Genomic DNA, 25,806 nt, shown 5'->3' on the forward strand with positions numbered 1-25,806 from the left:
CGGCACTGGCTTCCTTCGTGCCGGGATGCTAACCAAGGTCAGCATTCTCCCGCTTCGTCTAATGGTAGGACAGCGCCCTTTGAAGGCGTGAATCGTGGTTCGAGCCCATGAGCGGGAACCAGCCGGCGAACCAGATCGGCAGCAGGCCAGATCGGCGGCGATGCTAGCGCCCGAGCTTGCTCGCGGCGCGCGCCAAGGCTTCGATCTCGTCCCATTTGCCGGCCTTGACCAGATCGTCCGGCGCCACCCAGGAACCGCCGACGCAGATGACGTTGGGCAGGCTGAGATAGTCGGCGGCATTCTGGCCGGTGATACCGCCGGTCGGGCAGAATTTCACGTCGGCGAGCGGCGAGGCGAAGGCCTTGAGCGAGGCGATGCCGCCCGACTGTTCGGCCGGGAAGAATTTCAGAAAGCGCAGGCCGGCTTCGCGCGCGGCCATCACCTCTCCCGGCGTGATGGCACCGGGCAGCAACGGCACTTCGCTGTCCTTGGCTGCCGCGAGAAGCTCGCGGGTGATGCCGGGGCTGACGATGAACTTCGAACCGGCGGCCGCCGCCTCGCCGAACTGGCGGGCGTCCAGGATGGTGCCGGCGCCGACGACGGCGTCTTCGACCTCGCCCGCCACCCGGCGGATCGCCTCCAGCGCGTCGGCGGTGCGCAGCGTAATCTCGATCGCCGGCAGGNAGGCCGCCGCGGGCCAACGCCCGGGCCAGCGGCACCGCGTCGGCGGGATTGGCGATCTTCAGCACCGGTATGACCGGCTGGCCGTTGAGGAGCGACAGGAGCTTTTCGGTCGTGCTGGGCATTCGTCGTCTCTCCTCTGTTGATCAAGTCGACCGGTTAGCAGAAGGCGGTTTTTCTGTCCACGAAACGCGGCGTGTCGCGATGTCACGCGTGGTGTTCGAAACCCGTCGCGGGCAGACCGCTCCCGGCTCTGCCTTGATCCGGCTGTCGTGAGCGTTTAGTGGCTTGGAGATGACACTGTCCAGCCAAGCCTTCCGTGTTGCCGCGCTTTACCGCTTCGCCCGGCTCGACACCTTCGAGGCGCTGCGCGCGCCGCTCGCCGCCTTCTGCCGCGCATGCGGCATCAAAGGCACGCTGCTTTTGGCGCGTGAGGGCATCAACGGCACGGTCGCCGGCAGTGAAGCGGCAATCGCCGCGCTCATCCATCATCTCGAATCCATCGAAGGTCTCGCCGGCCTCGAGATTAAATACAGCAGCGCCGCAGCGATGCCGTTCCACCGCATGAAGGTGCGGCTGAAGCGCGAGATCGTCACCATGGGCGTGGACAATATCGACCCGGCGGCAGGTGCAGGCACCTATGTCGCGCCGGCCGACTGGAACGCATTGATCTCGGATGCAGGCACCATCGTCATCGATACGCGCAACGCCTACGAGGTATCGCTCGGCACCTTCAAGGGCGCTGTCGATCCCGCCACTGCCAGCTTTCGCGAATTCCCGGCCTGGGTCGAGCAGCATCGGCATGAGCTCGAGGGGCGCAAGGTCGCCATGTTCTGCACCGGCGGCATACGCTGCGAGAAGGCGACGGCCTATGTGAAGTCGCTTGGCTTCGAGGATGTTTTCCACCTCAAGGGCGGCATTCTGAAGTATCTCGAAGACGTGCCCGCCGAACAGAGCCTCTGGCAAGGCGAATGCTTCGTGTTCGACGAGCGCGTTTCGGTATCGCACGGGTTGGTCGAAGGCGAGGCCGAACTCTGCCGCGCCTGCCGGCATCCGCTAGCCGCAGAAGACCGGCTGTCGCTGGAATATGCAACCGGCGTTTCATGCCCGCATTGCTTCGATGCCCGCTCGGAGGAGGATCGCGCCCGCTATGCCGAGCGCCAGCGCCAGGTCGAGCTGGCGCAAGCGCGCGGCGATCGTCACATCGGAAGTTAGCTTCACGTCAAGCAACTTCACGTTAAGCAACAGAGAAGCGATCGATGACCCACAGCCATGTCCCGTCGTTCTGCCGGCGTGCGACCTCGGTGGTGATCGTGCCGTCGGGAAGCCGGGTCGAGGTGAGCGCGAGGTCGCCATTGATGACAGCCGGACGCTGATCTCCGGACTGAAATTTTCGGCCGGTTGCGGTGATCTCCGCGAACAGCGTTTGGATGGCTTCGCGGCCGAACGTCAGTTGTCCGCCACCGCTGTCGATGACTGCATGCGGCTCAAAAAGCGCGGCCATGCCGTCAATGTCTCCGACCCATTGCCGTGAAATCAGCAGGCGCTCCAGTTCCTGGGGATCGCGTGCCGGCTGGCGGTCAGTCTCATCGGTCATGCCAGGCTCCTCGCAAGCGACATGCCGCGACATTACTCGAAGTCGGGGCTGGTTTCGACACTTCCAAGGTCCACAGCACTGCATGTTTTTAGGGTGCGGAAGGAGGCTGAAGCAGTTTGATTTCCGTGTGAAATCCCAGCAGATGTCGGTGCGAGGTCACGCGTGGCAGCGGGCAAAAGGATGCACCGCGTCATTGTAATGTCAAACTGCGGGACCTAGGTCTTCGACGTGCAAACCTGCCCGCGCACCTTCGGCCGGGCCAATTCTGGAGGCATAGATGTTCGATCCCAAGAAGCTCCTCGACGACCTGCTCGGCTCGCAAGTTCCCGGTACCGGATCGACCGTCCGTGACAAGGCGGGGCAGGCGGTGCAGATGGCCAAGGACAATCCGCTTGCCGCCGGTGCGCTGGCCGCGGTGCTGCTCGGAACCGGCCCAGGCCGTCAGGTCACCGGTGCGGCGGTGAAGCTCGGCGGCCTGGCCGCGATCGGCGGCCTCGCCTACAAGGCTTACCAGAACTACAAGAGCGGCAACGCGCCGGCCGAAACGCAAGCCGCCGGTGAACCGGAATTGCTGCCGCCGCCGGCCGATACCGCCTTCCATCCGTCGCAAGCGCCGCAGGGCGAAGACGAATTCACGCTGACGCTGGTCAGGGCGATGATCTCGGCGGCGAAGGCCGACGGTCATGTCGATGACGAAGAGCGGCAGAAGATCGCCGGCAAGCTCAGCCTCGCCGGCGTCGGCGCCGAAGCGGAGAAATTCCTGATGTCGGAACTGGACGCGCCGCTCGATCTGGATGTGCTGATCGCCGGCGCCAAGACCGATGCGCAAAAGCTGGAACTCTACACCGCCTCGCGTCTTGCCATCGATCCGGACACGCGGGCCGAACGCGGCTATCTCGACCTGCTTGCCGGCCGTCTCGGCCTGCCGGACGCGCTGGTCGATCATGTCGAGGCGACAGTGACGGCGGCGAAGGTGCCGGCAGCGGGCAGCACGGCCAAGCCGGTGACCGGTTCGCGCTGGTAGGTTGAAGGTAGGGCGGCGGAGACCCGGTGCGCCGTTGGCGTTAGCTTCTCGTTAATCCGGTGAGCGCATGATTTCAGGCAGTCGGATCGGCTTTCCTCCTCCCAAGCCCGGTTCGAATCAGGGGCGGTCGCCAATGGCCGCCCTTTTTGCGAGCACAGGCTTTGGGCCGGCTTGCCATGGTTCCCGTCATTTGCGATGCCTCATCCCTTTCAGGGAGTACAGCCATGACCGACTATAAAACCGCCATCGTCACCGGCGCCGGTACGGGCATCGGCAAAAGCGTCGCCACGGCGCTGCTCAAGGCCGGCTGGAATACGGTCTTCTGCGGTCGCCGCAAGCCGGTGCTGGAGGATGCGATCGCCGCGGCCGGGCCGACACAGGCCAAGGCATTGGCGGTCGCCTGCGACATCAGCAAGGCCGATCAGGTCGACGATCTGTTCGAGACGGTGGCTGCGGCCTTCGGGCGCGTCGACCTGCTCTTCAACAATGCCGGCACGAGTTACAAATCGACATTGATCGACGGCATCCCGGTCGAAGTGTGGAACGACGTTGTCGGAGTCAATCTCACCGGCTCGTTCCTGTGTGCTCGCGGCGCGTTCGGCGCCATGCGCAGGCAGCAGCCGATGGGCGGCCGCATCATCAACAACGGCTCGGTATCGGCCTATGCGCCACGGCCGGGCTCGGTGCCCTATACGGCGACCAAGCACGCCATCACCGGGCTGACCAAGACGCTGGCGCTGGACGGCAGGCCCTTCGACATTGCTTGCGGTCAAATCGACATCGGCAACGCGCTGACCGACATGGCGCAAGCGATGACGGTCGGCGTGCCGCAAGCCAACGGCACCATTGCCGCCGAAGCGGTGATGGATGTCGAGCGCGTCGCCGATGCCGTCCTTCACATGGCCAGCCTGCCGCTCGACGCCAACGTGCTGTTCATGACGGTGATGGCGACCAAGATGCCGTTTGTCGGCCGCGGCTAGTCTCAGCCCGGTCCTAAAAGCGCGTCGCGTGCGACCGGCCTCATGCGACGCGCTTTTAGATTCTTGTTTTTATGCATGTCGTTATCGCAAAACCGCTGCACACTTTTGCGCGACATGCATTAGGGCCGCGTGACCGGAAGCGGCACGCCGGGAAGATACAGCGAAATCGGGCGGATTTCGTAGACGGCGGTCGGATTGACGCGGCGAAGGTCGCGCGCAATGTCGACAGCGGCGTCACGGTTGGCGCAGTCGACAACATAAAGTCCCAGCAATTGTTCCTTGGTCTCGGCGAAGGGGCCGTCAACAACCATTCCGGTGCCTGGCCCGCGCAAGGTGCAGGCGTCTTGTGTCGCGCCGAGCCGCGCCGCCGGTCCGAGGGTGCCTTGCCGGTAAAGCCGATCGTTGATCTGGAGAAGATCGGTCATCAGCGCCGAATCCTGCTCCGGCGTCAGCGCCGTAATCGCTTCTTCCTCGTGATAGGCTAGAATGGCATAGAACATCTGGCGTCTCCTTTCGTCGATCGTGGCCTCACTTCGTCAGAAACGTCTCGATCCGCTCCAGCGCGCGCAGGATGTTCTCTTCGGAATTGGCGTAGGATAGCCTGACATAGCCTTCGCCGAGAATGCCGAAATCGGGGCCGCCGATCAGCGCCACGCCGGCATCCTCGAGCAGCGCCGAGGCGAGCTTCTTGGCCTTCCAGCCGGTCTTGGAAACATTGGGGAAGGCATAGAAGGCGCCTTTCGGCGTAATGCAGGAAACACCGGGCAAGGCATTCAACCCCTCGACCACGACCTTTCTACGGCGGTCGAAGGCGCGCATCATCGTGTCGACATCGTCCTGCGGGCCGTCGATGGCGGCTATGCCGGCATACTGGCTCGGCGCGTTGACGCAGGACCAGCAATTGACCGCCAGCTTGCGCACCTTATCGTAGAGATGCGCGCCCTTGTCGCCGTTCGGCCAGATCGACCAGCCCATGCGCCAGCCGGTCATTGCCCAGGTCTTCGACCAGCCGTTGAGCACGATCAGCCGGTCGCGGATTTCGGGGAAAGCGAGCAGCGAACAATGCGTCTCGCCGTCATAGGTCATCACGTCGTAGATCTCGTCGGAAAGGATGGCGACATCCGGGTGCGCTTCCAGGCCCTTGACCAGCTTCTCGATCTCGGCGCGCGGTGTGACGCCGCCGGTCGGATTGGCCGGCGAGTTGAGGATCAGCAGCCTGGTCTTCGGCGTGATCAGCGCCAAGGTCTCCGCGGCCGAAAAGGCAAAGCCGTTCTCCTCGCGCATCGGCACCGGGATGGGGGCAGCACCGGTGAACTCGATCATCGAGCGGTAGATCGGAAAGCCGGGATCGGGATAGAGAATTTCGGCACCCGGCTCGCCAAACATCAGGATCGCCGCGAACATGGTCGGCTTGCCGCCGGGCAGGATCATCACCGCTTCCGGCGAGACTTCGACGCCAGTGGTGGCCAGCGTGCGGCGTACCACCGCTTCGCGCGTCGCCAGCAGGCCGTTGGCCGGCGTATAGCCGTGATGGCCATCGCGTAGCGCCTTGATCGCGGCCTCGACGATATGCTGCGGCGTCTTAAAGTCGGGCTGGCCGATGCCGAGATTGACAATGTCGCGGCCCTGGTGGGCAAGTGCAGTGGCACGCGCCAGCACTGCGAACGCATTTTCCTCGCCGAGGCGGTCGAAGGCCGAAATCGTGTGGAGCATTTTTCCCGTCCGTGTGGTTCTTTCAGCGAGCGTGCGTTTTTGTGAGCGTCCGCCCGCAAAAGTCAAACGGATTGGAGTTTTCGGTGTCGGAAAATCTCAAGAATTGGCAACCGCGCCCGCGGCCCGAACGCAAGTTGCTGGAGGGGCGCACTGTCAGGCTGGAGCCGCTCAACGCCGAAAAGCACGGCGACGGCCTGTTCGAGGCCTCGTCAGTGGTCGATGCCGGCGGCCGCTTCGCCTGGCTGTTCGACGACCCGCCGCAGACCCGCGCCGCCTTCCAGCCATGGCTGGACAAGGCCGAAGCCAGCGATGACCCGCTGTTCTTCACGGTCATCGACAAGGCCAGCGGCAAGGTCGCCGGGCGCCAGACGCTGATGCGCATCGATCCGGCCTATGGCGTGATCGAGATCGGCAACATCTATTGGGGACCGCTGATCTCGCGCAAGCCGGCGGCGACGGAAGCGCAGTTCCTGTTCATGAAGTACGTCTTCGACGAGCTTGGCTACCGCCGCTACGAATGGAAATGCAACAATCGCAACGAGCCGTCGAAGCGCGCGGCGGAACGTTTCGGCTTCAAGTTCGAGGGCGTTTTCCGTCAGCATCTTGTGGTCAAGGGCGAAAACCGCGATACCGCGTGGTATTCGATCATCGATAAGGAATGGCCTGATCTGCGCAGAGCCTATGAGGCGTGGCTCGATCCGGCCAATTTCGACAGCGATGGCCAGCAGAAGCGGCGGCTCGAGGATTTCCGCGCCGAGTTTGGCGCGTAGCAGGAGCTCATAGATGGCGCATACCCACGACCATGCCGCGCAGGGCCACGACCACAGTCACGGTGCCGGGCATGTGCATGGCTCGACCGACAAGAAGCGCGTGCTGATCGCGGCTTGCCTGACCGCCGGCTTCATGGTCGTCGAAGCGCTTGGCGGTCTCCTGACGGGATCGCTGGCGCTGCTGGCGGATGCCGGCCACATGCTTGCCGACTGCATTGCGCTCGGCCTTGCCTGGTATGCCTTTCATCTTGCGAGCCGACCGGGGACCGTGCGCCTCACCTACGGCTTCGGCCGGGTCAAGACACTGGTCGCCTACACCAACGGCATCGCCATCTTCGCCATTGCGCTGTGGATCGTCTATGAGGCCTGGGGGCGTTTGCTGACGCCTGAGCCCGTGCTCGGTGGGCCGATGCTGGTCGTTGCGATTGCCGGCCTTGCGGTCAACATCGGCTCTTTCTTCGTGCTGCATGGCGGCGACCGTGACAGCTTGAACATGCGCGGCGCCATCCTGCACGTGCTCGGCGACCTGCTTGGCTCGGCCGCGGCGATCATCGCGGCGCTGATAATCCTGGCGACGGGCTGGACGCCTATTGATCCGATCCTATCGGTCCTTGTCGCGCTGCTGATCCTGTCCACGGCATGGTCGCTGATGCGCGAGGCTGCCCACGTCCTGCTCGAAGGCGTGCCGGCAAGCCTCGACCGCGACCTGATCGCGAGGGACATCGAAGGCTCGATCAAGGGCGTGCGCGAGGTGCATCACATGCATGTCTGGTCGATCGACGGTTCCAGCAACATGGCGACGTTGCATGCCTGCCTCAATGACGGCGTCGACGCGCATATGGCGGTCAGCGCGATCAAGAAACGGCTTGCGCAGGAGCATGGCATAGCCCATGCCACCGTCGAACCGGAATTCGGCCAATGTGCCGACAGCCATGAGCATGATGGCGAGCACGATCACGCGCATGATGCGGCACCGCACCGTGGCCACTATCACTGATTTCGGGAGTTCCTGGTATTGGCAACGATCGACATGAACGCCCGCTACCCTGGGGCCGCGTGATGGACCGCGACACCCGCAATGCGGCAATCGGCGCCGCCTGGATTTTGCTGCTGTTCGGCATCGCAGCCTATTATCTTCCAACCGTGATGCTGGCGGTCGGCAACGTCTCGACGGTTCTTGCCGGCGTCGTCGCCGCGATCTTCATGGTGGCAATCTTCGTCGTGTTCTGGCTGCGTAGCCGCAGCCAGCGCAAAAAGGGAAAGTGACATGCGCATTCTGATTACCGGCGCGGCAGGCATGGTCGGCCGCAAGCTCATTGCCCGGCTGGCCAAGGACGGGACACTCGGCGGCCGCAAGATCGCCGCGCTCGACCTTCACGACATCGTGCCACCGCAGGCGCCCGCCCTCGAAGGCGTCAGCATCAGCGTCCACACCGGCGACCTTGCCGCGCCGGGCGCGACGACAAATCTGGTCGCGCCGCGGCCCGACGTGATCTTCCATCTCGCCGGCGTGGTGTCGGGTGAAGCGGAGGCCAATTTCGATCTCGGCTACCGCGTCAATCTCGATGGCACAAGGGCGCTATTCGATGCCGTCCGGCTGGCGGCATTTGCGCCGCGCCTCGTCTTCACCTCATCGATCGCCGTGTTCGGCGCGCCGTTTCCCGAAATCATTCCGGACGAGTTCCACCCGACGCCGCTGACCTCTTACGGCACGCAGAAGCTGATGGGCGAGGCGCTGCTTGCCGACTATACCAGGCGTGGCTTCTTCGACGGCATCGGCATCAGGCTGCCGACCATCTGCGTCAGGCCGGGAAAGCCGAACAAGGCGGCCTCGGGTTTCTTCTCCGGCATCATCCGCGAGCCGCTGAGCGGCCATGAAGCCATCCTGCCGGTGCCGCGCTCGGTCGTCCACACACACGCCAGCCCGCGTTCGGCGGTGAATTTTTTGATCCATGCGGCTGGAATTGACGGCGCTGCAGTCGGGCCGCGCCGCAACCTGACGATGCCGGGCGTCGCCGTCAGTGTCGGCGAACAGATCGAAGCGCTGGAACGTGTTGCCGGCGCCAAGGCGGTCAAACTGATCCGCGAGGAGCCCGACGAGACGATCTGGGCGATCGTGAAGGGTTGGCCGACACGCTTCGAGGCGCGGCGCTCGAGGGAGCTTGGCTTCGCTGCCGAAACGAGCTTCGACGAGATCATACGCGTCCATATCGAGTACGAGTTGGGCGGCAGGATCCCTAGTTAAAGCACCCCGATCGGGCGCAACGAGGTCAGGCGCCAGTCAGGCTGGCCGATAGCAGCAGCAGACCGAACAGGAAGACGAAGGCGGCACCGCCGATTTCGACGAAGGAATGGATGCGGTTGCCCATGCGGCCGTCGCCGGCGAAATACACCGCCCAGTTCTTCGCCGTGACCGCAAGCGTCGCCAGAGCCGAGACGGTGATTGCGGTGCCTAACGCCATGGCCAGCACCGACAGGATACCGCCGAACCACAGCCCATTTAGCAAGGCGAAGCTCAGCACGATCAGCGCGCCGGAACAGGGGCGGATACCGACGGCAGCCACCGCCGACCAGGCCGTGCGCCAGTCGAAGCGATCGCCGGAAAGCAGCGCCGGGTCGGGCGCATGCGAGTGCCCGCAGGTCTCGCAGACCTCCCCCGCCGCATGGCTGTGGTGATCGTGCGCAGCATGGGCGTGGTCGTGTGCGCCGTGGTCATGATGGTCATGCGCATGGTCGTGATCGTCATGCGCATGAAGCGCGTGGGAATGTGCCGCATGGGCATGCGCGGAATGTGAATGGCCGGCATGTGAATGGCCGGCATGGGCAGCCGAGAGGCTGTAGCCGGGATTTGCGCCGAACAGGCGCAGGATGGCCGGGCCAGCCTTGCGCCACAGCAGCCAGGCGCCGAACAGGGTGACGAAGACATAGCTCATGATTTCGAGGAACCATGCGGCGTCGGTCATCGATATCGCGGTGCCGCGCAGCACGAAATAGGCGAGCAGCATCACCACGATCGCGGTCAGCGCCTGCAGCAGGGCCGAGACGAAGGACAGCATGATGCCGCGCCGGAGCGCCACTTCATTGGCCACCATGTAGGATGAGATCACCGCCTTGCCGTGACCGGGGCCGGCAGCGTGGAAAATGCCATAGGCAAAGGACAGGCCGATGAGCAGCCACATCTTGCTGCCGTCCTGGCGCATCGCCTTCATCGCGCCGGCAAGCGCATGATAGAATTCCTGCTGGCGCAGATTGATCCACATCAGGATGTGGGCGAACGGGCCGGTGGCGGTTGGAGCCATGCCGTCATTGGTGCCGATGCCGAGCGAGCTCTGGGCGTGGGCGGAGCCGAGAAAGTGCGTCATCACAAAGGCGGCGGCCAGAAGACCGAGTGCCAAACGCAGGGACGGTTTCGTCACTGGATCTATCCTTCCGGCTGACAGGTCAGTTCAAGCTTGGTGGCAAAGATCTTGCTCATGTCGGTGCCCGTCGGATCGTTGAAGAACGCGTCGGTCAGGGTCTTCTGGTTCTGGGCGATCGCCTCATCCGGATTCGGGCGGACAACCTTGCTGGTGCAGGTCGGCGGCAGGCCATCGACCTGCAGATGGGCATCCTCGGTGAAATCGATCGCGGTGTAGAAGGTCGGGTCGTACACCCCGATGTCGATCTTGCCGCTGAGCTTGATCGGCGCCTTCGGTTCAGATTCGAACAGGATGATCAACTGGTCGTTGTCGAAATTGGCCATCAGCTGCGGCGGCGGGGTCATTGCCACGTCCTTGCCGTCGACGGTGACGAGCTGGAAGTAGTTGAATTCGGCAAGCGAGGCATGGACGGTGTCGGCAACATCCTTCAGCTCCTTGTCGTCGAGCTTCAGGTCGGAATTCTTGTCGAACTCCATCATCACCGTGCTCGAAAACAAGTCGTCGAAGCGCCAGACATGGCGCAATGCCTTCACAGTTTGGTGATCCGGCCCGAGGACCACTTCGAGCCGGGCCTCGGCGAAGACGTGGGGATGCACCTCAGCCGGTCCGACGGCGGCAAGCGTCGCGCTCAAGGCCGAAGCCAGCATGATTGCTTGCTGTTTCAGGTGCATTCTCGGTCGCAATTCAATTGGCTTCGGTGAATTGCCGACAGTTACCAGAAAGGGGGCGAAAATGGGACCGCAGGGCGGCTGAAAGCTCATGCGGTGTCCAGCGCCTTGAACCACTGCACCAGGAAGTCGACGAATACGCGAACTTTTGCAGGCAGATAGCGCCGGTGCGGGTAGACGGCGAAGATGCCGCCGCCGGGCAGGATGCGGTCATCCAGCGCAGTCACCAGCTTGCCGCTTTCGATGTCGGGCGCGGCGATGAAATCCGGCAGGATGGAAAATCCCAACCCAGCCACGGCAGCGGCCCTTGCCGCCATCGGGCTGTTGACCTCGATCGGGCCGGAAACCGAAACGCTCACGGTATCGCCGCTGTCGCCCTTGAACGGCCAGTTGGTGAGCCAGCGGCCATTGGTGTCGATGATGCAAGGCACGCGGGCAAGGTCTTGCGCCCTGACCGGCATGCCGTGCTTGGCGATCAGTTCGGGAGACGCGCAAAGCCGTACCGAAAATGGCGCCAGGCGCCTGGCGATCAGCGAGGAATTCTCCAGCCGCGAAATGCGCACCGCCAGATCGAAACCCTCTTCGACCAGATCGACGAAGCGATCGTCGAGATGAATGTCGAGGACGATGTCGGGATGCTGCTTGGCGAAGTCGATCAGCGATTGGCCGATCGGCGCGTCGGCGAAAGTACGCGGCGCCGACAGCTTGATCCTGCCGCGCACGTCGCCGGAGGATTCGCGCACCGCATCGGCAAGGCTGTCGACCTCGCGCACGATCTCCGAGGCGCGCCGGTAATAGGTGTGGCCGGCCTCGGTCAGGGAGAACTGCCTGGTGGTCCGGTTGAGCAGCAGCGCGCCGAGTTCGTCCTCGAGCTCGCGCACATATTTCGACAATAACGCCTTCGAGCGACCGATCTTGCGCGCCGCCGCCGAAAAGCCTTCGGCCTCGACCACGTCGATGAAGGCACGCATGCGGGTCAGCGTATCCATGTCATGCGCCTCCTTGGCGGGCTGAAAGGATGCGGGCGGCCAGCGCAATCAGCTGCCGGTCGCTGTTCTTCGGGCCGAGCAGCGAAAGGCCGAACGGCGCCCCGCCGGTCTTGCCGAGCGGCAGCGTGATTTGCGGAAAACCGGACAGGCCGGAAAGGCATAGCAGTCTCAGCGCGCGCTCGCGATAGGTTTGCAAATCGTCGAATGTCGCGGCCTTGAGCGGCGCGGCACCCGGAGCGGTGGGAAGCACAAGAACGGCGTCGTCGCCAAGCAGGCCGGCAAGTTCGAGGCGAAACGAAACGCGACGTTCCGTTTCGTGCTGCGCGGTTGTCGCGCTGATGGTCGCGCCATGCTCGAAGCGCTCCTTGACGCCGGGGCCGAGCATGCGGTCGCCGCCGGCGATCCAGGCGCCGTGGCTTTGCCAGGCTTCATAGCCCTGCAGCTTACGGAAGCACCAATAAAGATCGTCGATTGAATGCGACAGCGGGCCAACGCTGCGCGGCGCGCCCAGCACCGACGCGACACTGCGGACCATGGCGCGATATTCATCCGCCTCCAGCGGGCCGAGCACGAGGCTGTCCAGCGCGTCGAGGGCAAAAGGGCGTACCAGTTCGTGGCGATGCGGATCGTCGCCGAGCAGCACCGTGCCGACCTTTTCGTAAGTGACGATATCCCTGGCGAACCAGCCGAACGTGTCCAGCGAAGGCGCCAGCGGCATGGTGCCGTCGAGCGGGATGCGGCCATGCGTCGTCCTGAGGCCGATCAGGCCGCAGAAGCTTGCCGGCGCACGGATCGAGCCGCCGGTGTCGGACCCGGTGGCGATGTCGGCGAGCCCGCCGGCTACCGCCGCGGCAGAACCGGAGGATGAGCCGCCGGTGACGCGGTCGGGTGCCGCCGGATTGATCGGCGACGGGAAATGCGCGTTCAGCCCCAGCAGGGAAAAGGCGAGTTCGTCGGTCTGCGTCTTGCCGACGAAGCGTGCGCCCGAATCAAGCAGCGCCTGGACGGCCGGCGCGGTCGCCGTGGCCGGTGAAGCTTCCCGGTATTTCTGCGGATTGCCGCAGCCGGTGCGGTAGCCGGCGACGTCGAAGATATCCTTGACGGCCAGCCGCAAGCCGACAAGCGGGCCGGATTGCGCATTGGTAACAGGGGCTTGATCAAGGTCGAGAAAAGCGTTCAGCGGGCCGCGAGTGCCTGTCATGCGTTCGATATCCGGATGTGCTTGCCGCAGCATTGTTCTTCTGGTTGCCGCAGCATTGTTCGATGCCACAAATTTTACAACCTGCCATACGATTTTTATTGATTGTGAAATCTTTCGCTCTTATATCGCGCTTGCCCAAAGTCGCACGTGCCTGTGGGTGTCCGCCGATCCTCGAATGGTGAGGGCAATCGGTAAGGTAACTGGAGCCAACCCCTCCAGTCGGTTTAGCGGCCAACCGCCAACCGAGGACACCTTGAAGCAACGACGGTGCGGGCCTTTCTGGTGTTCTGCCGGTCGTCCAAAGACCGGGGTTACTGAAGAGGCACACCTTCATTGCCGGCAGTGCGGACGGGGTCTCCCATCCAAGCCAAGGCAGACAAAGCGAACCGAGGCCGGGCAAGGCCAAGGTTCACCGCCGCGAGACGGCGCTTCATGGTTCCGGGGTCTCCACCGGCTGGTTCCATGGATTTCCGTCCCGCCTTTGTCCACCGCGTGTTCGCGAGGCCGAGAGCCCGCGTCCGCAAGCCTTTGTGCGCGCCGAAAGGCGCTGATGGAGAGACCCCGATGGCTACCCAGCGCATCCTTGATTTCCTCGCTACCCGACGTCCGAACGGCCCGTGCCTCGTCGTCGACCTCGATGTCGTGCGCGACAATTTCCGCGCCTTCGAGAAGGCGCTTCCCGATTCCAAGATCTACTATGCGGTGAAAGCAAACCCGGCGCCGGAAATCCTGCGCCTGCTTGCTGCGATGGGCTCGTCCTTCGACACCGCTTCCGTTGCCGAAGTCGAGATGGCGATGGACGCCGGTGCGCCGGCGGACCGCATCTCCTTCGGCAACACCATCAAGAAGGAGCGCGACATCCAGCGCGCCTACCAGCTCGGCATTAAGCTGTTTGCGGTGGACTGCGTCGAGGAGGTCGAGAAGATCGCCCGTGTCGCTCCCGGCGCTCGCGTGTTCTGCCGCGTCCTGACCGACGGCGAGGGCGCCGAATGGCCGCTGTCGCGCAAGTTCGGCTGTGTGCCGGCGATGGCGGTCGACGTGCTGCGCCATGCCAGGGCGCTCGGCCTCGATGCTTATGGTGTGTCGTTCCATGTCGGCTCGCAGCAGACCGACCTGACCGCCTGGGACCGCGCGCTGGGCGACGCCAAGAAGGTGTTCGCGACGCTCGCCGACGAAGGCATCGTGCTGAAGATGGTCAATATGGGCGGCGGCTTCCCGACCCGCTATCTCAGGGATGTGCCGGTGGCGCAGGCCTATGGCCAGGCGATCTTCTCGGCGCTCAGGAAGCACTTCGGCAACGCGATCCCCGAGACGATCATCGAGCCGGGCCGCGGCATGGTCGGCAATGCCGGCGTCATCAAGTCGGAGGTCGTGCTGATCTCGAAGAAGGCCGACAACGACAATGTGCGCTGGGTGTTCCTCGACATCGGCAAGTTCGGCGGTCTCGCCGAGACGATGGACGAGGCGATCCGCTACCCGATCGTCACCGCGCATGACGGCAGCGAGACCGCGCCTTGCGTGCTCGCCGGCCCGACCTGCGATTCGGCCGACGTGATGTACGAGAAGACGCCGTATCCGCTGCCCTTGTCGCTGACCATTGGCGACGAGGTGCTGATCGAGGGCACCGGCGCCTACACGACGACCTACGCGTCGGTTGCCTTCAACGGCTTCGAGCCTCTCCGATCCTACGTGATCTGACGGTTCGAAAGAACCGATCAGATCATCCCGAGGTGGGCGCCTGTCGCNGCCTCTCCGATCCTACGTGATCTGACGGTTCGAAAGAACCGATCAGATCATCCCGAGGTGGGCGCCTGTCGCCCGCCCGGGCTCGCCTGTGGAACAATCCCCTCGTGAAGGATCGCGGAAGTGGACGTTTTGGATTTCATTGTTGAAGGCGCCGCGGGGATGTCCCCCTCGAGGGGGGAGAATGCCGGCGCTTTTGTCATCACTGCCGAAACCGCTGCCGATATCGGTGCGCGCGAGGCTTTGCTCGATCGCGCCATGGGGCCGAAGCGCCGGAAGAAGTCGTCGGAAAAGCTGCGGCGCGGCCGCCGGCCTTCGGAGGGCCTTGCCTTTGTCGCGCGCGATGCGTCGGGCGCTGTTGCCGGCACCGTGCGGCTGTGGGACGTGGTGCTGGGCGAGGGCGGCAAGGCAGCGCTGCTGCTCGGCCCGCTTGCGGTCGACCCGGCGCTGAAAAATGCCGGCATCGGCTCGGCGCTGATGCGCCATGCAGTGACTGAGGCCGAGCGGCTTNCCTGCTGGTCGGCGACGCACCCTATTACGAGCGCTTCGGGTTTTCGGCCGCAAAGACCGGCTCGCTGGCCATGCCGGGGCCTTACGAGCGGCACCGCCTGCTGGCGCGGGAACTGGTGGTCGGCGCGCTCGACGGCGCGCAGGGCACGTTGAAGGCGGCCGGGCGCAAGCTGAAGGCGCAGCGGCTGTCGCTCGCTGCCTGATGGTTCGAAGCCGCCGTCGTCGCGCGCGGCGGCTTGTCTCACCTTAAGCGATCAGCCGATCAGCTGGCTGAGCGCCATGGCGACGCTCATGTCGCCTTCGACCTTTATCTTGCCGGACATGAAGGCCATGGTCGGGTTGAGATCGCCTGATATCAGCGAGTCCAAATCGTCGAGCGACAGCTGTATGGTGCAATCTGCCGGTGCATCGGTGGTCGAGACATCGGCGCCGTCGATGACGATGACGCCGTCGCTGCCGGTGTCGAATTTCACGGAGCGATCGAACCCGGCGCTCGCCACGCGCGACCTGATCTTGTCGGCAATCTCCTGAACGCTCATGGCGGTTCTCCTCGTCTGGTTGCGTTTGTCGCGCCTTGGCGCTTCGACCCGGCCGAAGCCGCTTGCCTGGTTTTACAGCCACGGTCGGCGCATATAGCTTCGGGTTGACGTTTACGTCAACGCGGTTCCCCGAGCTGAAGATGGGCTTTATCGCCGCAGCATCACGCGGGCATAACACCTTGGCGGCCGGCATTGTTGCCATGCAAAGCCGCCGGGCGTATCAGGCACCACTCCCCTTTTGATATCGGCGAGCCGCCCCGGTGCTTTCCAGAAACGAACCGCAAGTCTATGCCCGCCGACTGCGCGCGGTGCTGATCCGATCGATCCCGCTGCTCGAGGCGCGCGGCATCGCCGTCGTCATTCTGGCGGCTTTGGTCGGGGTGATAGCGGGTGCGCTGGTCACCGGCATGAGCGAACTGGTGCAGGTCCTGCATGGGCTTATGTTCGGCGTTCAGCCCGGTGGTCGGCTTTCGGCGATGTTTTCGCTGCAAAGGCCGGAGCAAGCGCTGATACCGGCGATCGGCGGCATCCTGCTCGGGCTGACGGTGATCTGGCTGAGAAAGCGGAAGTTCCGCACGCCGGTCGATCCGATCGAAGCCAACGCCCTTTACGGCGGCCGCATGTCGCTGACCGACACTTTCATCATCGCCGGGCAGACGATGATCTCGAGCGGCTTCGGCGCTTCGGTCGGGCTCGAGGCCGGCTACACGCAGGTGGGTTCCGGCCTGGCGTCGCGGCTGGCGCGCTTGTTCAGGCTGCGCCGCAACGATGTCCGCATCCTCGTCGGCTGCGGTGCGGCCGGCGCGATCGCCGCCGCCTTCGATGCGCCGCTGACCGGCGCCTTCTACGGTTTCGAGCTGGTCATCGGCATCTATTCGGTCGCCAATGTCGCGCCGGTGATGGCCGCCGCGATCTCGGCCTCGCTGACCGCCGAAATGTTCGGCGGCGTGCCGTTTCCGCTGGAGCTCGCGGGTCTGCCGGCACTCACCGTCAGCCAGTATTTGCCGTTCATGCTGCTCGGGCTTTTGGGTGGCGGTGCTTCGATCGCCATCATGCATCTGGTGAGCCTGATCGAGCGCATCTTTGCGCGGCTGTCGATCGACGCCTCGTTGCGCCCAGCCATCGGCGGCGTGATGGTCGGGCTGCTGGCGCTGATCACGCCGCAGGTCCTGTCCAGCGGCCATGGCGCGCTGCACCGCGAATTCGCGATGAATTACGGGCTGGCCGTGGTGGCCAGCGTCTTCGTGCTGAAGCTGTCGGCGTCGGCGATCTCGCTCGGCTCCGGCTTCCGCGGCGGGCTGTTCTTTGCCTCTTTGTTCCTCGGTGCCCTGCTCGGCAAGATGTTCGCCGGCGCGATGGCGTTCGTCTCGCCGGCGACCGGCATCGACCCCGCCGTCGCCGCCGTCGTCGGCATGACCTCGCTCGCCGTCGGCGTCGTCGGTGGCCCGTTGACGATGACCTTCCTGGCGCTGGAATCGACCCGCGACCTGACGCTGACCGGCGTGGTGCTGGCCGCCTCGCTCATGGCGGCGATCCTGGTGCGAGAAACGTTTGGCTATTCCTTCTCGACATGGCGCTTTCACCTGCGCGGCGAAACCATCCGCAGCGCCCATGATGTAGGCTGGATGCGCAGCCTGACGGTCGGCTCGATGATGCGCAAGGATGTCCGCACCATCGACGCCTCAACGACGCTTGCAACATTCCGCAAGCAGGTGCCGCTCGGTGCCTCGCAGCGCGTCATCGCGGTGGATGCCGAACTGCACTATGTCGGCGTGCTGATCGTCGCCGAATTGCACAGCCATTTGTCGGATGACGAGATGCCGGTGCTGTCCTTCGCCAAATTTAGGGATGCGGTGCTGGTGCCGAGCATGAACGTGCAGTCGGCGGCCGAGACCTTCCAGCGCGCCGGCGCCGAGGAATTGGCAGTGGTCGAGGATTTCACCGACCGCAAGGTGGTCGGTTTGCTGACCGAAGGCCACCTGATGCGCCGCTATGCCGAGGAACTCGACAAGGCGCGGCGCGATCTGTCGGGCGAGGGGTAGCCGAGAGGGGATGGCGATCCCGCTGCATTTAGCTGGACACCGCCGGCGAATGACCGCTACCATCGCGGTGGCTTTGAACCAGATTTCATCTGGAGCCAGATTCCGCCTGGAGATGGCGTGCTCGAAGAACCGAACAGAAATCCCGGATCCCATCGCTATGGGAAGCCGAGCTTGTGGTGGCCACCACCGTTGGGTTGACGGCCTGCGGGCCTGATCCAAGCTGAAAATCAAATTCTGTGTTCAGAGAGACATCATCATGAATACCCTGCTTTCCGTGGAGGCCCGGGAGACCGCGCTTGCCGTGACTTTCGTGTCGGGCGAAACAGTCTGCTACCCCTGGCTTTGGCTAAAGGACAATGCACCATCGGCGTTTCACCCGCAGACCGAAGAACGAACTTTCGACCTGACCAGCGTAGACCCCTCGCTCAGACCCATCAGCGTGCGGGACAGGGGCAGCGCTGTGGGCATTGTCTGGCAGAACGACCAGGCTGAGGAGGAATTCCCGAGCCAGTTCTTTGAGTCCTACCGTCCCGGCAGAAAGCGGGACGATCCGGCCGACATCGCTCCGAAACTCTGGGACGCCTCAATCAATCTTGAAACCATGCCGCGTCACGCCGCCGGGGACATCTTGCAAAGCGATGCCGATCTGCTCGCCTGGCTGAAGGCAACGGCTGCATACGGGCTCTCCATCGTCGATGGGCTTGACGATGATCCCGATGCGGGGCGGCGTTCGGCCGAGCGGATTGGTTTCCTGCGCCAGACAAATTTCGGCACGATGTTCGAAGTCGTGTCGATGCCGAACCCGAACAATCTGGCCTATACGCCGGTCGCCTTGCCGCTACACACCGATCTCGCGAACCAGGAGGTGCCGCCCGGCTACCAGTTCCTGCATTGTATCGCCAATGACGCTGAGGGCGGTGGATCGATCTTTGCCGACGGGTTTGCGGTCGTCGCCGCGCTACAGGCGGAAGATCCGGAAGCCTACCGCCTATTGTGCGAGATCGAGATCCCCTATCGTTTTCACGATGAAAACTACGATCTGCGCGGTCGGTTTCCTGTGATTGTAACGCAACGCGACGGGGAAGTGACGGAGTTGCGGTTCAACGCCCATCTTGTCGATGTCATCGACCTTCCCTCCGACCTATGCGCGCCCTTTTATGCGGCTTATCGCAAGCTGATGATGATGATCCGCGGGCCGCGTTTCCAAATAGCCTACCGCCTGAAGGCCGGCGAAATGGCGGTCTTCGACAATCGCCGGGTGTTGCATGGCCGCCAATCGTTCAACCCGAACACCGGGCGGCGACATCTGCGCGGATGCTATGTCGATCGTGGTGAGTTCCAGAGCCGGATTCGCGTCCTCTCGCGATAGTGATGCGACACACATGTCGGCTGCTGCGTAAGGACGGCTCACGTCAACGGTCCGCTAATCGCCGGCTCAGAAATCCGATTGCGCGAACTGCCTTCTTCCTTGTGGAAGAGTGTCTTGAAGAAAAGAGCGTCGGGAACCGCCTTGATTATTTTTGCGATCACGGCGGTCGCGAGCACGGCAAACGCCAGGCGACCGAGAAGCACGCTCGTAGCATCGGCGCCAAGTGCGACAACGACCAACGTGTCCTCAATGAGGCTATGGGCAAAACCCATGAACACGCAGGCGAGGAATATCTGACGCGGCTCCGCGCTAGGCGTGCGCGCCTCGCGGATCAGCAGTCCTGCGCCATAGGAAATCCCGAGAAACAGGCCGACAGCGGCGAAAGGTACCGTCTGCTTTTCGATGCCGGCGAGCCGAAAGAGCGGTGCAAGTCCTCTGTTCATCCACTCCAAAATGCCCGCCATCTTGAGAAGCTCGATAACCCAGCTTAGCGCAAGCAAAACGATGAGCATGATGCCCAGGGTTTTGAGCGTACCCAGGAGAAAGCCGCCCCAGTCGGTGCTTTCATTCGCCGGCATCCACGCCGGCGTCACCGGTCCTGACAGCCATCCGGTCACGGCGAATATCTGATGCAGAAGGACAGCAAAGACCAAACCCCCGCCAATACGAAGCGCCGCGGTGACCAGGAAGCTCGGCCCGGTCCTCTGAATGATCCGTTGCTCGATCGGAATGGCATGTGCAAACAGCAAGAGAGCCGAAAGAACCGTCATGTCGGCAGTGCTGAGCGCCGAAACCGGAACCAAGGTGAATACGATCACAAGCGCGCCCCAGATCCCGACCAGCAATCCCGTCAGCCAGGCAAAGGCGAGTTCAGGTGGCAACCCCACCTGCAACATGAGCGGGGAGAAGAACGGAGAAATTGCCTGGATGACGCGAAGGTCCTGCAGGAGCCGCGTGGCTATCGCAACCGGAACGATCACGCGAACCAGCTCCCAGTAGATTTCAAGCGTTTCCAATGTCTTGCGATAGAAGGCGGCGCAAATTGCCATCATGCTGCTCCATCATCCCTGGAGCCATTGGGGTACCTGAGACGCTTCGCATTTGAGCGCGACCGAGATGGACAAGATCGACAGAAGGCTTCTCAACCTGCTCCAGGATGATGCCTCACGAACGAACGCCAAACTGGCGGGGTTAGTCGGGCTTTCCCCTTCGAGCTGCCTGCGCCGCATACGACGACTGAAGAAAAGCGGCGTCATCAGCCGCGTTGTCGCGCTTCTCGCACCTGCAAAGGCTGGCCGGGGCTTGAAAGCGATCGTCACCGTCGAACTGGAGCGTCATGGCGAGCAGTATATGCGGGACTTTCTCGAGTTGGCCGCTCAGGAACCGGCCGTCACTCAGGCCTACAGCGTGAGCGGCGAAACCGACGCCGTCCTTATGCTCCGCCTGACGGATATGGAAGAGTTCGATGCGCTATGCGAGCGACTGTTCCGAGACCGAAGCAACGTCGCGCGATACCAAACGATGTTCGTGATCCGAACGGCCAAAGAAGTGACCGCAATTCCACTGTAGTGTTCGGGTTGCGATAGACCTGCTAGGCCGTGAATTCAGCGGCCCGGCGAAGAAACTTTACGAACTTTCAATATGCCGCAAAGGCGGTAGTGAAGGAACGCCTAGCGCACGCTAGGACAATCGCTGGCGCCGAATGTCGGAATTGGGCGCCAGCTCGACGCATTTCATGGCGCCTCCCTCACGCCCAGGCATGAAGCTGTCCTTGTTGACTCAAGGAGAATTTGCATGCGTGGTCATTGCTTATGTGGCGCTATTGCTTTTGAAGTCGATGGCCCGGCACAGGCCTGCGTGGTCTGTCATTGTGAAAGTTGTCGGCGGCAATGTTCTGCGCCGATGACCTCCTATATTGGCGTCTTGAACGGCCAATGGCGATGGCTGAGCAAGCTACCGAAGGTATTCAACTCTTCTCCCGGTGTGGAAAGAACATTTTGCGATCACTGTGGCACGCCGCTGTCCTTCCGCTCAAAGAACATGTCTGATGTCATGCATTTTTTTGCGGCAGCGATGGAGGAGCCAGAAAAATTTGCACCTACGCTGCATGTCGCCTTTGAGGAGAAGCTCCCTTGGTTGAAGCTCGCCGACAACCTGCCGACCCGTTTTGGGCCTGACTACACGAAAGACTAGGATCTGCTCGCATCGAGACAAACGGCGGAAGCTGAGGACAGCGTCCGGAAGCGAGATGATACCCCCGTCTGTTCAAACGGCGGTCAAACATTATCGATCGTGGCTGCTCTCGACCTGCTTGAGCGGCAGCAGGTAGGCGATGATCTGCTGATCGCCGAGAGCTGGATCAAAGCCAATAACGTCGGATGCGAAAAGGTCGTGGGCGGGGCGTCTCTCGAAGCCAAGGCTCTCATACAGCTTGCATGCAGACGTCATGAACGAGGCGGTGTGAAGCGCAAGGCCGCTCGAGCCCTGCAGACGCGCTTGCAAGACGCACCATTCGCAAAGCACGCGGCCATATCCGCGGCCCTGTGCCGAGGGAGCAACCGCGAGGGTCCTGAGGCCTGCCAGCCCGGGCGGCCAGCCCATGCGGTCAAAGGCGGCATCGGCGTAGTAGGTGACCGTCCCGACGAGCTGTCCCTCGGCTTCGAGCACCGCGACGCTAGCCTTCGCCCATCGCCCCGCGATATCCCGCGCGTCGTTCACGTAGGGCTCGAAGATGTGTGGCGCCAGAACGGGCCGTAACGATGCGAAGGCGTCGGAGACGAGCCCGCCAATTTCATCCAGTTCCTGACGGCTTGCCAGCCGGACGCGTGGCTTGGATGCGATTTGCATGCATGTTCTCACTGCACCAGTAATTGGACCATATGTAGGGCGTTGTGTGCCCCTCCGGCTGGCTGGACTTCGCCCGGCTTCGGCCGTGTCCCGCAGCGCGATTCACCCGGAGAGATTCGCCTGCCACAATAATCACCGGCAGCAAGATTCCAATGGACCTGAGCCGTCGAGCCGCGACGAGGAGTTAATCGGCGGAGTACCTCAAGCTTTCGGTAACAGTTTGCTCATGCTTATGCGCTCCTCGACCTCGTATCCGCACTTTCGGTAGAACCCAAGAACCGTCGAATTGGAAGCGACAATTTGGAGGTTGATCTTTATGCAACCAAGGCCGGCGAGCCGCCTTTCGGCCTCATGGATGAGGGCCTCGCCGATCCCTTTTTGGCGATGGGACTGCAGAGTAGCGATGCGCGATATCTACCCTCGATGGCCGTCATACCCGGCCATGATCGATCCGACGACCTGATCGGCCTCTATCGCCACCAAAAGCAGGTTCGGCTGATGCCTCAGCTTCCCGCGAAGCGGGAGCGATCGTAGTTGCGCGACATCTCGAGCCCAGACTATCCGGCTCTATAGTGGAGCGTTACGGCGACCCAGCAGCAGAGCGATGCCCAACGCCGGAAGCGTCGCCATCGCGACGGCGAAGAAGACGAATTGCAGCCCGGCCGATGCGGCGACCAAGCCGAGCGCCGGACTGCCGAAGCCGAGCGCCACGTCGAGGAAGACGGTGTAGAGTCCCATGGCCAGGCCGCGGCTGCGTGGCGGAAGACGGCTCACGGCCTCGGCACCGAGGCCGGGATAGACCAGCGAGTAGCCAAGGCCAGTCAGGCCCGCTCCGATGGCGGCTAGAACGGGCCCGGGCGCAAGCCAGATCAGCATCAGCCCTGCAGCCTCGACAGCCACGAAGATCATGGCGACCCGTGCGCCCCCTAACCTGTCAGGCAGGTGGCCGAAGCATAGCCTTGCCACGATCAGCGACGCGGCATAGGCCGTGAAGGGAAGCCAGACCGGCTGCCAGCCCCGCTCGGCAAAGAGCAGCGCGCCGAAGGCCAGAATCGCACCATAGCCGAGACTGCTGAAAGCTGCTCCCACTCCGGGAAGCCAGACCGCTTGCGCCACGCTCCTCCATGACTGCGGCACGCTGCTCGCGGCGGCGCTGGCGCCGCGCATCGGCAGGATGGCAAGCAGCGTTGCAAGCGGCAGGACGATCGTCGCCAGTGCGATCGCGGTGAAGCCGCTCGCCGCATAAAGCGCAGATCCGATCGGCGCGCCTAGCGCGAGTGCTGCGAACATCGCCGTGCCCACCCAGGCTATGACCTTTCCGGAGTTCTGTCCGCCCGCAAGGGAGAGGCCCCAGGCGACGCCACCGGTGATGATGAAGCTCTCAGACGCGCCCAGTACCGCCCGGCCGGCGAACAGCGCCGATGCGGACGCCACCGGCCGGTCGAGCAATGTCAGTGAGCCGAGGTAAAATAGCCCCGCCACGGCAGCGGCAATGAGGCCGACGACGACGGCCCTCTTGCCGCCGCGCCCATCGGCATAGTTTCCAGCCCCAATGCGCGACAGCATCGAGGCGACGAACTGGCTGCCAGTGACCAGCCCGACCGCGAAGGGGCCGAAGCCGAGCTGCTGGTGAAGATGCAGCGGCAGGACGGGTAGCGCCAAGCCGATCAGGAGGAAGCCGGCGAAGACAGCCGCCATGATTGGTACCAGTTCCGCTATCGCGCCATTTCGGTCTGAAGTCCGCGCCATTGTGGCCACCGATAAAACTTTGACAGTCGGGCTGTTCCGATCAGTAACGTTCGTAGGTCACGCGCCAGCCTTCGGCCGGATTGTCCGGCGTCAGGACCAGTTTGTTGTCCGAGACTTCGAATTTGCGTTTCATGCTCTTCCCGACAAGGTTGCGGACCAGGGAGGACTCGATCGTGATGACGAAGGTCTTGTCCTGGTCGTCGATAGCGACCGGCCCGTAATAGGCTTCGTAGCCATTCTCTGTGTAAGGCGTGTCCGGTGCCTTGGCGTCGGGGTTCTGCGCCTGCAGCGACAGGGTGCCGGCCTCGGTGAAGATGACCTGGCCGGAATATGGCACGGGCTTGAGGCTTCCCTCGGCACCGGCCTCGAGCGACCTCATGCGCCATGCGCCGATGATCGGCGACTCTTGCGAGAAAGCCGGCGTGGCGACCGAAAGCGCAAGGGCGGCAATCTTCAATCTCATCGTCATATGTCGTTGTTCCTTTTCTGATTTGTGGGTGCGGACAGGCCGTCCGCCCAATCTTCGCTCACACCGAAAGCATGACCTTGATGGCGCGCCGCTCGTCCATGGCGCGGTAGCCTTCAGCGACCTCGGCCAACGGCAGCTTGAGGTCGAAGACCTTGCCGGGCTTGATCCGACCTTGCAGCACACGGCCCATAAGGTCGGGCAGGAAGCGGCGCACCGGCGCCGGGCCGCCCAGCATGCGCTTCTGGCCGAAGAACAGTTTTTGGCCGTCGAAGTTCACGCCGTGCGGCACGCCGACATAGCCGATGGTGCCGCCGGGGCGAGAGCAGGCCAGCGCCTGGTCGAAGGATTCCGCCGTGCCGACGCATTCCAGCACCGAGTCCGCGCCGACGTCCTTGGTGACCTCTTTGATCCGGGCCACACCTTCCTCGCCGCGCTCGGCGACGATGTCGGTCGCGCCGAACTCGCGGGCGAGTTTTTGGCGGCTGGCGTGCCGGCTCATGGCGATGATGCGCTCGGCGCCCATCTCCTTGGCCGCAAGCACGCCCATCAGGCCGACCGCACCGTCGCCGACCACCACCACCGTCGATCCTTCTCGGACCTCGGCTGCGTCGGCCGCATACCAGCCGGTGCCGAGCACATCGGACACAGCCAGCAGGTCAGGGATGAGTTCGGCCGGCGGCACCTCGGCGGTGGCGACCAGTGTGCCATCCGCCAACGGCACGCGGGCGTAAGGCGCCTGCGCGCCCGACATGAACTCGCGCTGCACACAGGACGACTGGAAGCCGAAGCGGCAATGCGGGCAGGTATTGTCGGAGAGGCAGAACGAGCCGACGACGAACTGGCCGGGGCGCACCGTGCGCACCTCTGCGCCGACCTCGACGACGATGCCACAATATTCGTGGCCCATATGCATCGGGCCGTCGACCCGCTGCAGCCCGCGATAGGGCCACAGATCCGAGCCGCAGATGCAGCTTGCCGAGAGCTTGATGATGGCGTCCGTCGGCCGCATGATTTTCGGATCAGCGATCTCCTCGCAGCGGATGTCGCCCGGTTTGTGAAGAACGGTTGCGAGCATTTTGGTTCCTTTCGAGTGGAGAAGATCAAGCGCGGTAGTCGGCGTCGCTGATATGTTCCAGCCAGTCCACGACCTTGCCGTCCTTGACCTCCTGGAGAGCAATGTGGGTCATGGCAATCTGAGCCGACGCGCCGTGCCAGTGCTTTTCGCCGGGCGCGAACCAGACGACGTCGCCGGCACGGATTTCCTCGACCGGGCCAGCCTCGCGCTGCACGCGGCCCAGGCCCGAGACGACGATCAGCGTCTGGCCGAGCGGATGCGTGTGCCAAGCGGTGCGGGCGCCGGGCTCGAAGGTCACCTGTGCGCCTTGAACCCGCCCGGCATCGAAGGGATTGAAGAGCGGATCGATCCGCACCGTTCCGGTGAACCAGTCAGGTGGTCCCTTGCCGGAAGGCCTCGTGCCAGCGCGAAGAATGTCCAT

27 protein-coding genes, 1 tRNA gene and 2 pseudogenes are annotated in these 25,806 nt (G+C 63.4%); 15 read left to right on the forward strand and 15 right to left on the reverse strand.

Going from position 1 to position 25,806, the window contains the following annotated elements; translation table 11 throughout:
- The first annotated feature begins 47 nt into the window (after positions 1-47).
- A tRNA-Gln gene (locus tag X760_RS59765) sits at positions 48-121 on the forward strand.
- A 42-nt stretch (positions 122-163) separates the two neighbouring features.
- On the opposite strand, the pseudogene X760_RS59770 reads toward X760_RS59765, so the two are convergent.
- Positions 164-806: pseudogene (locus X760_RS59770) on the reverse strand (2-dehydro-3-deoxy-phosphogluconate aldolase).
- On the opposite strand from X760_RS59770, the gene X760_RS77265 reads away from it, so the two are divergent.
- Positions 733-957, forward strand: coding sequence for a hypothetical protein (locus tag X760_RS77265; RefSeq protein WP_198030517.1), 225 nt, complete (start codon positions 733-735; stop codon positions 955-957). The pseudogene X760_RS59770 and the gene X760_RS77265 sit on opposite strands and share 74 nt — an antisense overlap.
- A gap of 18 nt (positions 958-975) precedes the next feature.
- The gene (locus X760_RS59775) at positions 976-1,896 is read left to right on the forward strand and encodes a rhodanese-related sulfurtransferase (RefSeq protein WP_023720198.1); all 921 of its coding nucleotides are present in this window, start codon (positions 976-978) and stop codon (positions 1,894-1,896) included.
- A gap of 22 nt (positions 1,897-1,918) precedes the next feature.
- Here X760_RS59775 and X760_RS59780 read toward each other — a convergent pair whose 3' ends face one another.
- A complete protein-coding gene (locus tag X760_RS59780) occupies positions 1,919-2,278 on the reverse strand; it encodes a ketosteroid isomerase (RefSeq protein ID WP_023720199.1) in 360 nt (119 codons plus the stop codon).
- A 277-nt stretch (positions 2,279-2,555) separates the two neighbouring features.
- Here X760_RS59780 and X760_RS59785 point away from each other — a divergent pair, with 277 nt between their 5' ends.
- Together X760_RS59785 and X760_RS59790 are read left to right on the forward strand one after the other, a co-directional pair.
- Positions 2,556-3,302, forward strand: coding sequence for a tellurite resistance TerB family protein (locus X760_RS59785; protein WP_023720200.1), 747 nt, complete (start codon positions 2,556-2,558; stop codon positions 3,300-3,302).
- A 224-nt stretch (positions 3,303-3,526) separates the two neighbouring features.
- Positions 3,527-4,282, forward strand: coding sequence for an SDR family oxidoreductase (locus tag X760_RS59790; RefSeq protein WP_023720201.1), 756 nt, complete (start codon positions 3,527-3,529; stop codon positions 4,280-4,282).
- 119 nt (positions 4,283-4,401) lie between these two features.
- Here X760_RS59790 and X760_RS59795 read toward each other — a convergent pair whose 3' ends face one another.
- Positions 4,402-4,782 carry a YciI family protein gene (locus X760_RS59795; protein ID WP_023720202.1) on the reverse strand — a complete coding sequence of 127 codons (381 nt, stop codon included), beginning with the start codon at positions 4,780-4,782 and terminating at the stop codon, positions 4,402-4,404.
- A 28-nt stretch (positions 4,783-4,810) separates the two neighbouring features.
- Positions 4,811-5,995 (reverse strand): pyridoxal phosphate-dependent aminotransferase, encoded by a 1,185-nt coding sequence (locus X760_RS59800; protein ID WP_023720203.1) that lies wholly within the window; start codon positions 5,993-5,995, stop codon positions 4,811-4,813.
- An 83-nt stretch (positions 5,996-6,078) separates the two neighbouring features.
- Here X760_RS59800 and X760_RS59805 point away from each other — a divergent pair, with 83 nt between their 5' ends.
- From X760_RS59805 to denD, 4 genes are all read left to right on the forward strand, one after another.
- Entirely contained in the window at positions 6,079-6,765 is a 687-nt protein-coding gene (locus tag X760_RS59805; RefSeq protein WP_023720204.1) for a GNAT family protein, read from the forward strand.
- Between the two features lie 13 nt (positions 6,766-6,778).
- On the forward strand, positions 6,779-7,762 hold the full coding sequence (locus X760_RS59810) for a cation diffusion facilitator family transporter (protein ID WP_023720205.1): 984 nt from the start codon (positions 6,779-6,781) through the stop codon (positions 7,760-7,762).
- Positions 7,763-7,824: 62 nt separating this feature from the next.
- On the forward strand, positions 7,825-8,031 hold the full coding sequence (locus X760_RS59815; RefSeq protein ID WP_031194351.1) for a hypothetical protein: 207 nt from the start codon (positions 7,825-7,827) through the stop codon (positions 8,029-8,031).
- 1 nt (position 8,032) lies between these two features.
- On the forward strand, positions 8,033-9,010 hold the full coding sequence (gene denD, locus X760_RS59820) for a D-erythronate dehydrogenase (RefSeq protein WP_023720207.1): 978 nt from the start codon (positions 8,033-8,035) through the stop codon (positions 9,008-9,010).
- A gap of 25 nt (positions 9,011-9,035) precedes the next feature.
- Here denD and X760_RS59825 read toward each other — a convergent pair whose 3' ends face one another.
- The 4 genes from X760_RS59825 to X760_RS59840 form a co-directional block, all read right to left on the reverse strand.
- Positions 9,036-10,190: a nickel/cobalt transporter gene (locus X760_RS59825; protein ID WP_023720208.1), complete on the reverse strand. Its 1,155-nt coding sequence runs from the start codon at positions 10,188-10,190 to the stop codon at positions 9,036-9,038.
- Positions 10,187-10,855 (reverse strand): DUF1007 family protein, encoded by a 669-nt coding sequence (locus tag X760_RS59830; RefSeq protein ID WP_023720209.1) that lies wholly within the window; start codon positions 10,853-10,855, stop codon positions 10,187-10,189. Before X760_RS59830 ends, X760_RS59825 begins: the two co-directional genes overlap by 4 nt.
- A gap of 86 nt (positions 10,856-10,941) precedes the next feature.
- The gene (locus tag X760_RS59835) at positions 10,942-11,841 is read right to left on the reverse strand and encodes a LysR family transcriptional regulator (RefSeq protein ID WP_023720210.1); all 900 of its coding nucleotides are present in this window, start codon (positions 11,839-11,841) and stop codon (positions 10,942-10,944) included.
- 1 nt (position 11,842) lies between these two features.
- Positions 11,843-13,042 (reverse strand): amidase, encoded by a 1,200-nt coding sequence (locus X760_RS59840; protein WP_023720211.1) that lies wholly within the window; start codon positions 13,040-13,042, stop codon positions 11,843-11,845.
- A gap of 564 nt (positions 13,043-13,606) precedes the next feature.
- Between X760_RS59840 and odc2 the strand changes: the two genes are divergently transcribed.
- Both odc2 and X760_RS59850 read left to right on the forward strand, forming a co-directional pair.
- Positions 13,607-14,740: an ornithine/lysine decarboxylase gene (gene odc2, locus X760_RS59845; RefSeq protein ID WP_023720212.1), complete on the forward strand. Its 1,134-nt coding sequence runs from the start codon at positions 13,607-13,609 to the stop codon at positions 14,738-14,740.
- Between the two features lie 207 nt (positions 14,741-14,947).
- Positions 14,948-15,498: pseudogene (locus tag X760_RS59850) on the forward strand (N-acetyltransferase).
- 51 nt (positions 15,499-15,549) lie between these two features.
- On the opposite strand, the gene X760_RS59855 reads toward X760_RS59850, so the two are convergent.
- Positions 15,550-15,834: an SCP2 sterol-binding domain-containing protein gene (locus tag X760_RS59855; protein ID WP_023720213.1), complete on the reverse strand. Its 285-nt coding sequence runs from the start codon at positions 15,832-15,834 to the stop codon at positions 15,550-15,552.
- A gap of 260 nt (positions 15,835-16,094) precedes the next feature.
- Between X760_RS59855 and X760_RS59860 the strand changes: the two genes are divergently transcribed.
- Together X760_RS59860 and X760_RS59865 are read left to right on the forward strand one after the other, a co-directional pair.
- Positions 16,095-17,876: a chloride channel protein gene (locus X760_RS59860; protein WP_023720214.1), complete on the forward strand. Its 1,782-nt coding sequence runs from the start codon at positions 16,095-16,097 to the stop codon at positions 17,874-17,876.
- 256 nt (positions 17,877-18,132) lie between these two features.
- Complete coding sequence (locus X760_RS59865) at positions 18,133-19,245, forward strand: TauD/TfdA family dioxygenase (RefSeq protein ID WP_023720215.1); 1,113 nt, start codon at positions 18,133-18,135, stop codon at positions 19,243-19,245.
- A gap of 38 nt (positions 19,246-19,283) precedes the next feature.
- Here X760_RS59865 and X760_RS59870 read toward each other — a convergent pair whose 3' ends face one another.
- Positions 19,284-20,294, reverse strand: a complete 1,011-nt coding sequence (locus tag X760_RS59870) for a nucleoside recognition domain-containing protein (protein ID WP_023720216.1) — start codon at positions 20,292-20,294, stop codon at positions 19,284-19,286.
- A 67-nt stretch (positions 20,295-20,361) separates the two neighbouring features.
- Here X760_RS59870 and X760_RS59875 point away from each other — a divergent pair, with 67 nt between their 5' ends.
- Both X760_RS59875 and X760_RS0138430 read left to right on the forward strand, forming a co-directional pair.
- Positions 20,362-20,814, forward strand: coding sequence for an Lrp/AsnC family transcriptional regulator (locus tag X760_RS59875; protein ID WP_023720217.1), 453 nt, complete (start codon positions 20,362-20,364; stop codon positions 20,812-20,814).
- Positions 20,815-21,039: 225 nt separating this feature from the next.
- Entirely contained in the window at positions 21,040-21,438 is a 399-nt protein-coding gene (locus X760_RS0138430) for a GFA family protein (RefSeq protein ID WP_023720218.1), read from the forward strand.
- Positions 21,439-21,528: 90 nt separating this feature from the next.
- Here X760_RS0138430 and X760_RS59880 read toward each other — a convergent pair whose 3' ends face one another.
- The 5 genes from X760_RS59880 to X760_RS59905 form a co-directional block, all read right to left on the reverse strand.
- Entirely contained in the window at positions 21,529-22,092 is a 564-nt protein-coding gene (locus X760_RS59880) for a GNAT family N-acetyltransferase (RefSeq protein ID WP_023720219.1), read from the reverse strand.
- 567 nt (positions 22,093-22,659) lie between these two features.
- Positions 22,660-23,841, reverse strand: coding sequence for an arabinose transporter (locus X760_RS59890; RefSeq protein WP_031194356.1), 1,182 nt, complete (start codon positions 23,839-23,841; stop codon positions 22,660-22,662).
- A gap of 40 nt (positions 23,842-23,881) precedes the next feature.
- The gene (locus tag X760_RS59895) at positions 23,882-24,310 is read right to left on the reverse strand and encodes a lipocalin-like domain-containing protein (protein WP_023720222.1); all 429 of its coding nucleotides are present in this window, start codon (positions 24,308-24,310) and stop codon (positions 23,882-23,884) included.
- Between the two features lie 58 nt (positions 24,311-24,368).
- Positions 24,369-25,385, reverse strand: a complete 1,017-nt coding sequence (locus X760_RS59900; RefSeq protein WP_023720223.1) for a zinc-dependent alcohol dehydrogenase family protein — start codon at positions 25,383-25,385, stop codon at positions 24,369-24,371.
- A 25-nt stretch (positions 25,386-25,410) separates the two neighbouring features.
- Entirely contained in the window at positions 25,411-25,806 is a 396-nt protein-coding gene (locus X760_RS59905; protein ID WP_023720224.1) for a cupin domain-containing protein, read from the reverse strand.

It is taken from the genome of Mesorhizobium sp. LSHC420B00, assembly GCF_000503055.1.
GTDB lineage: Bacteria > Pseudomonadota > Alphaproteobacteria > Rhizobiales > Rhizobiaceae > Mesorhizobium.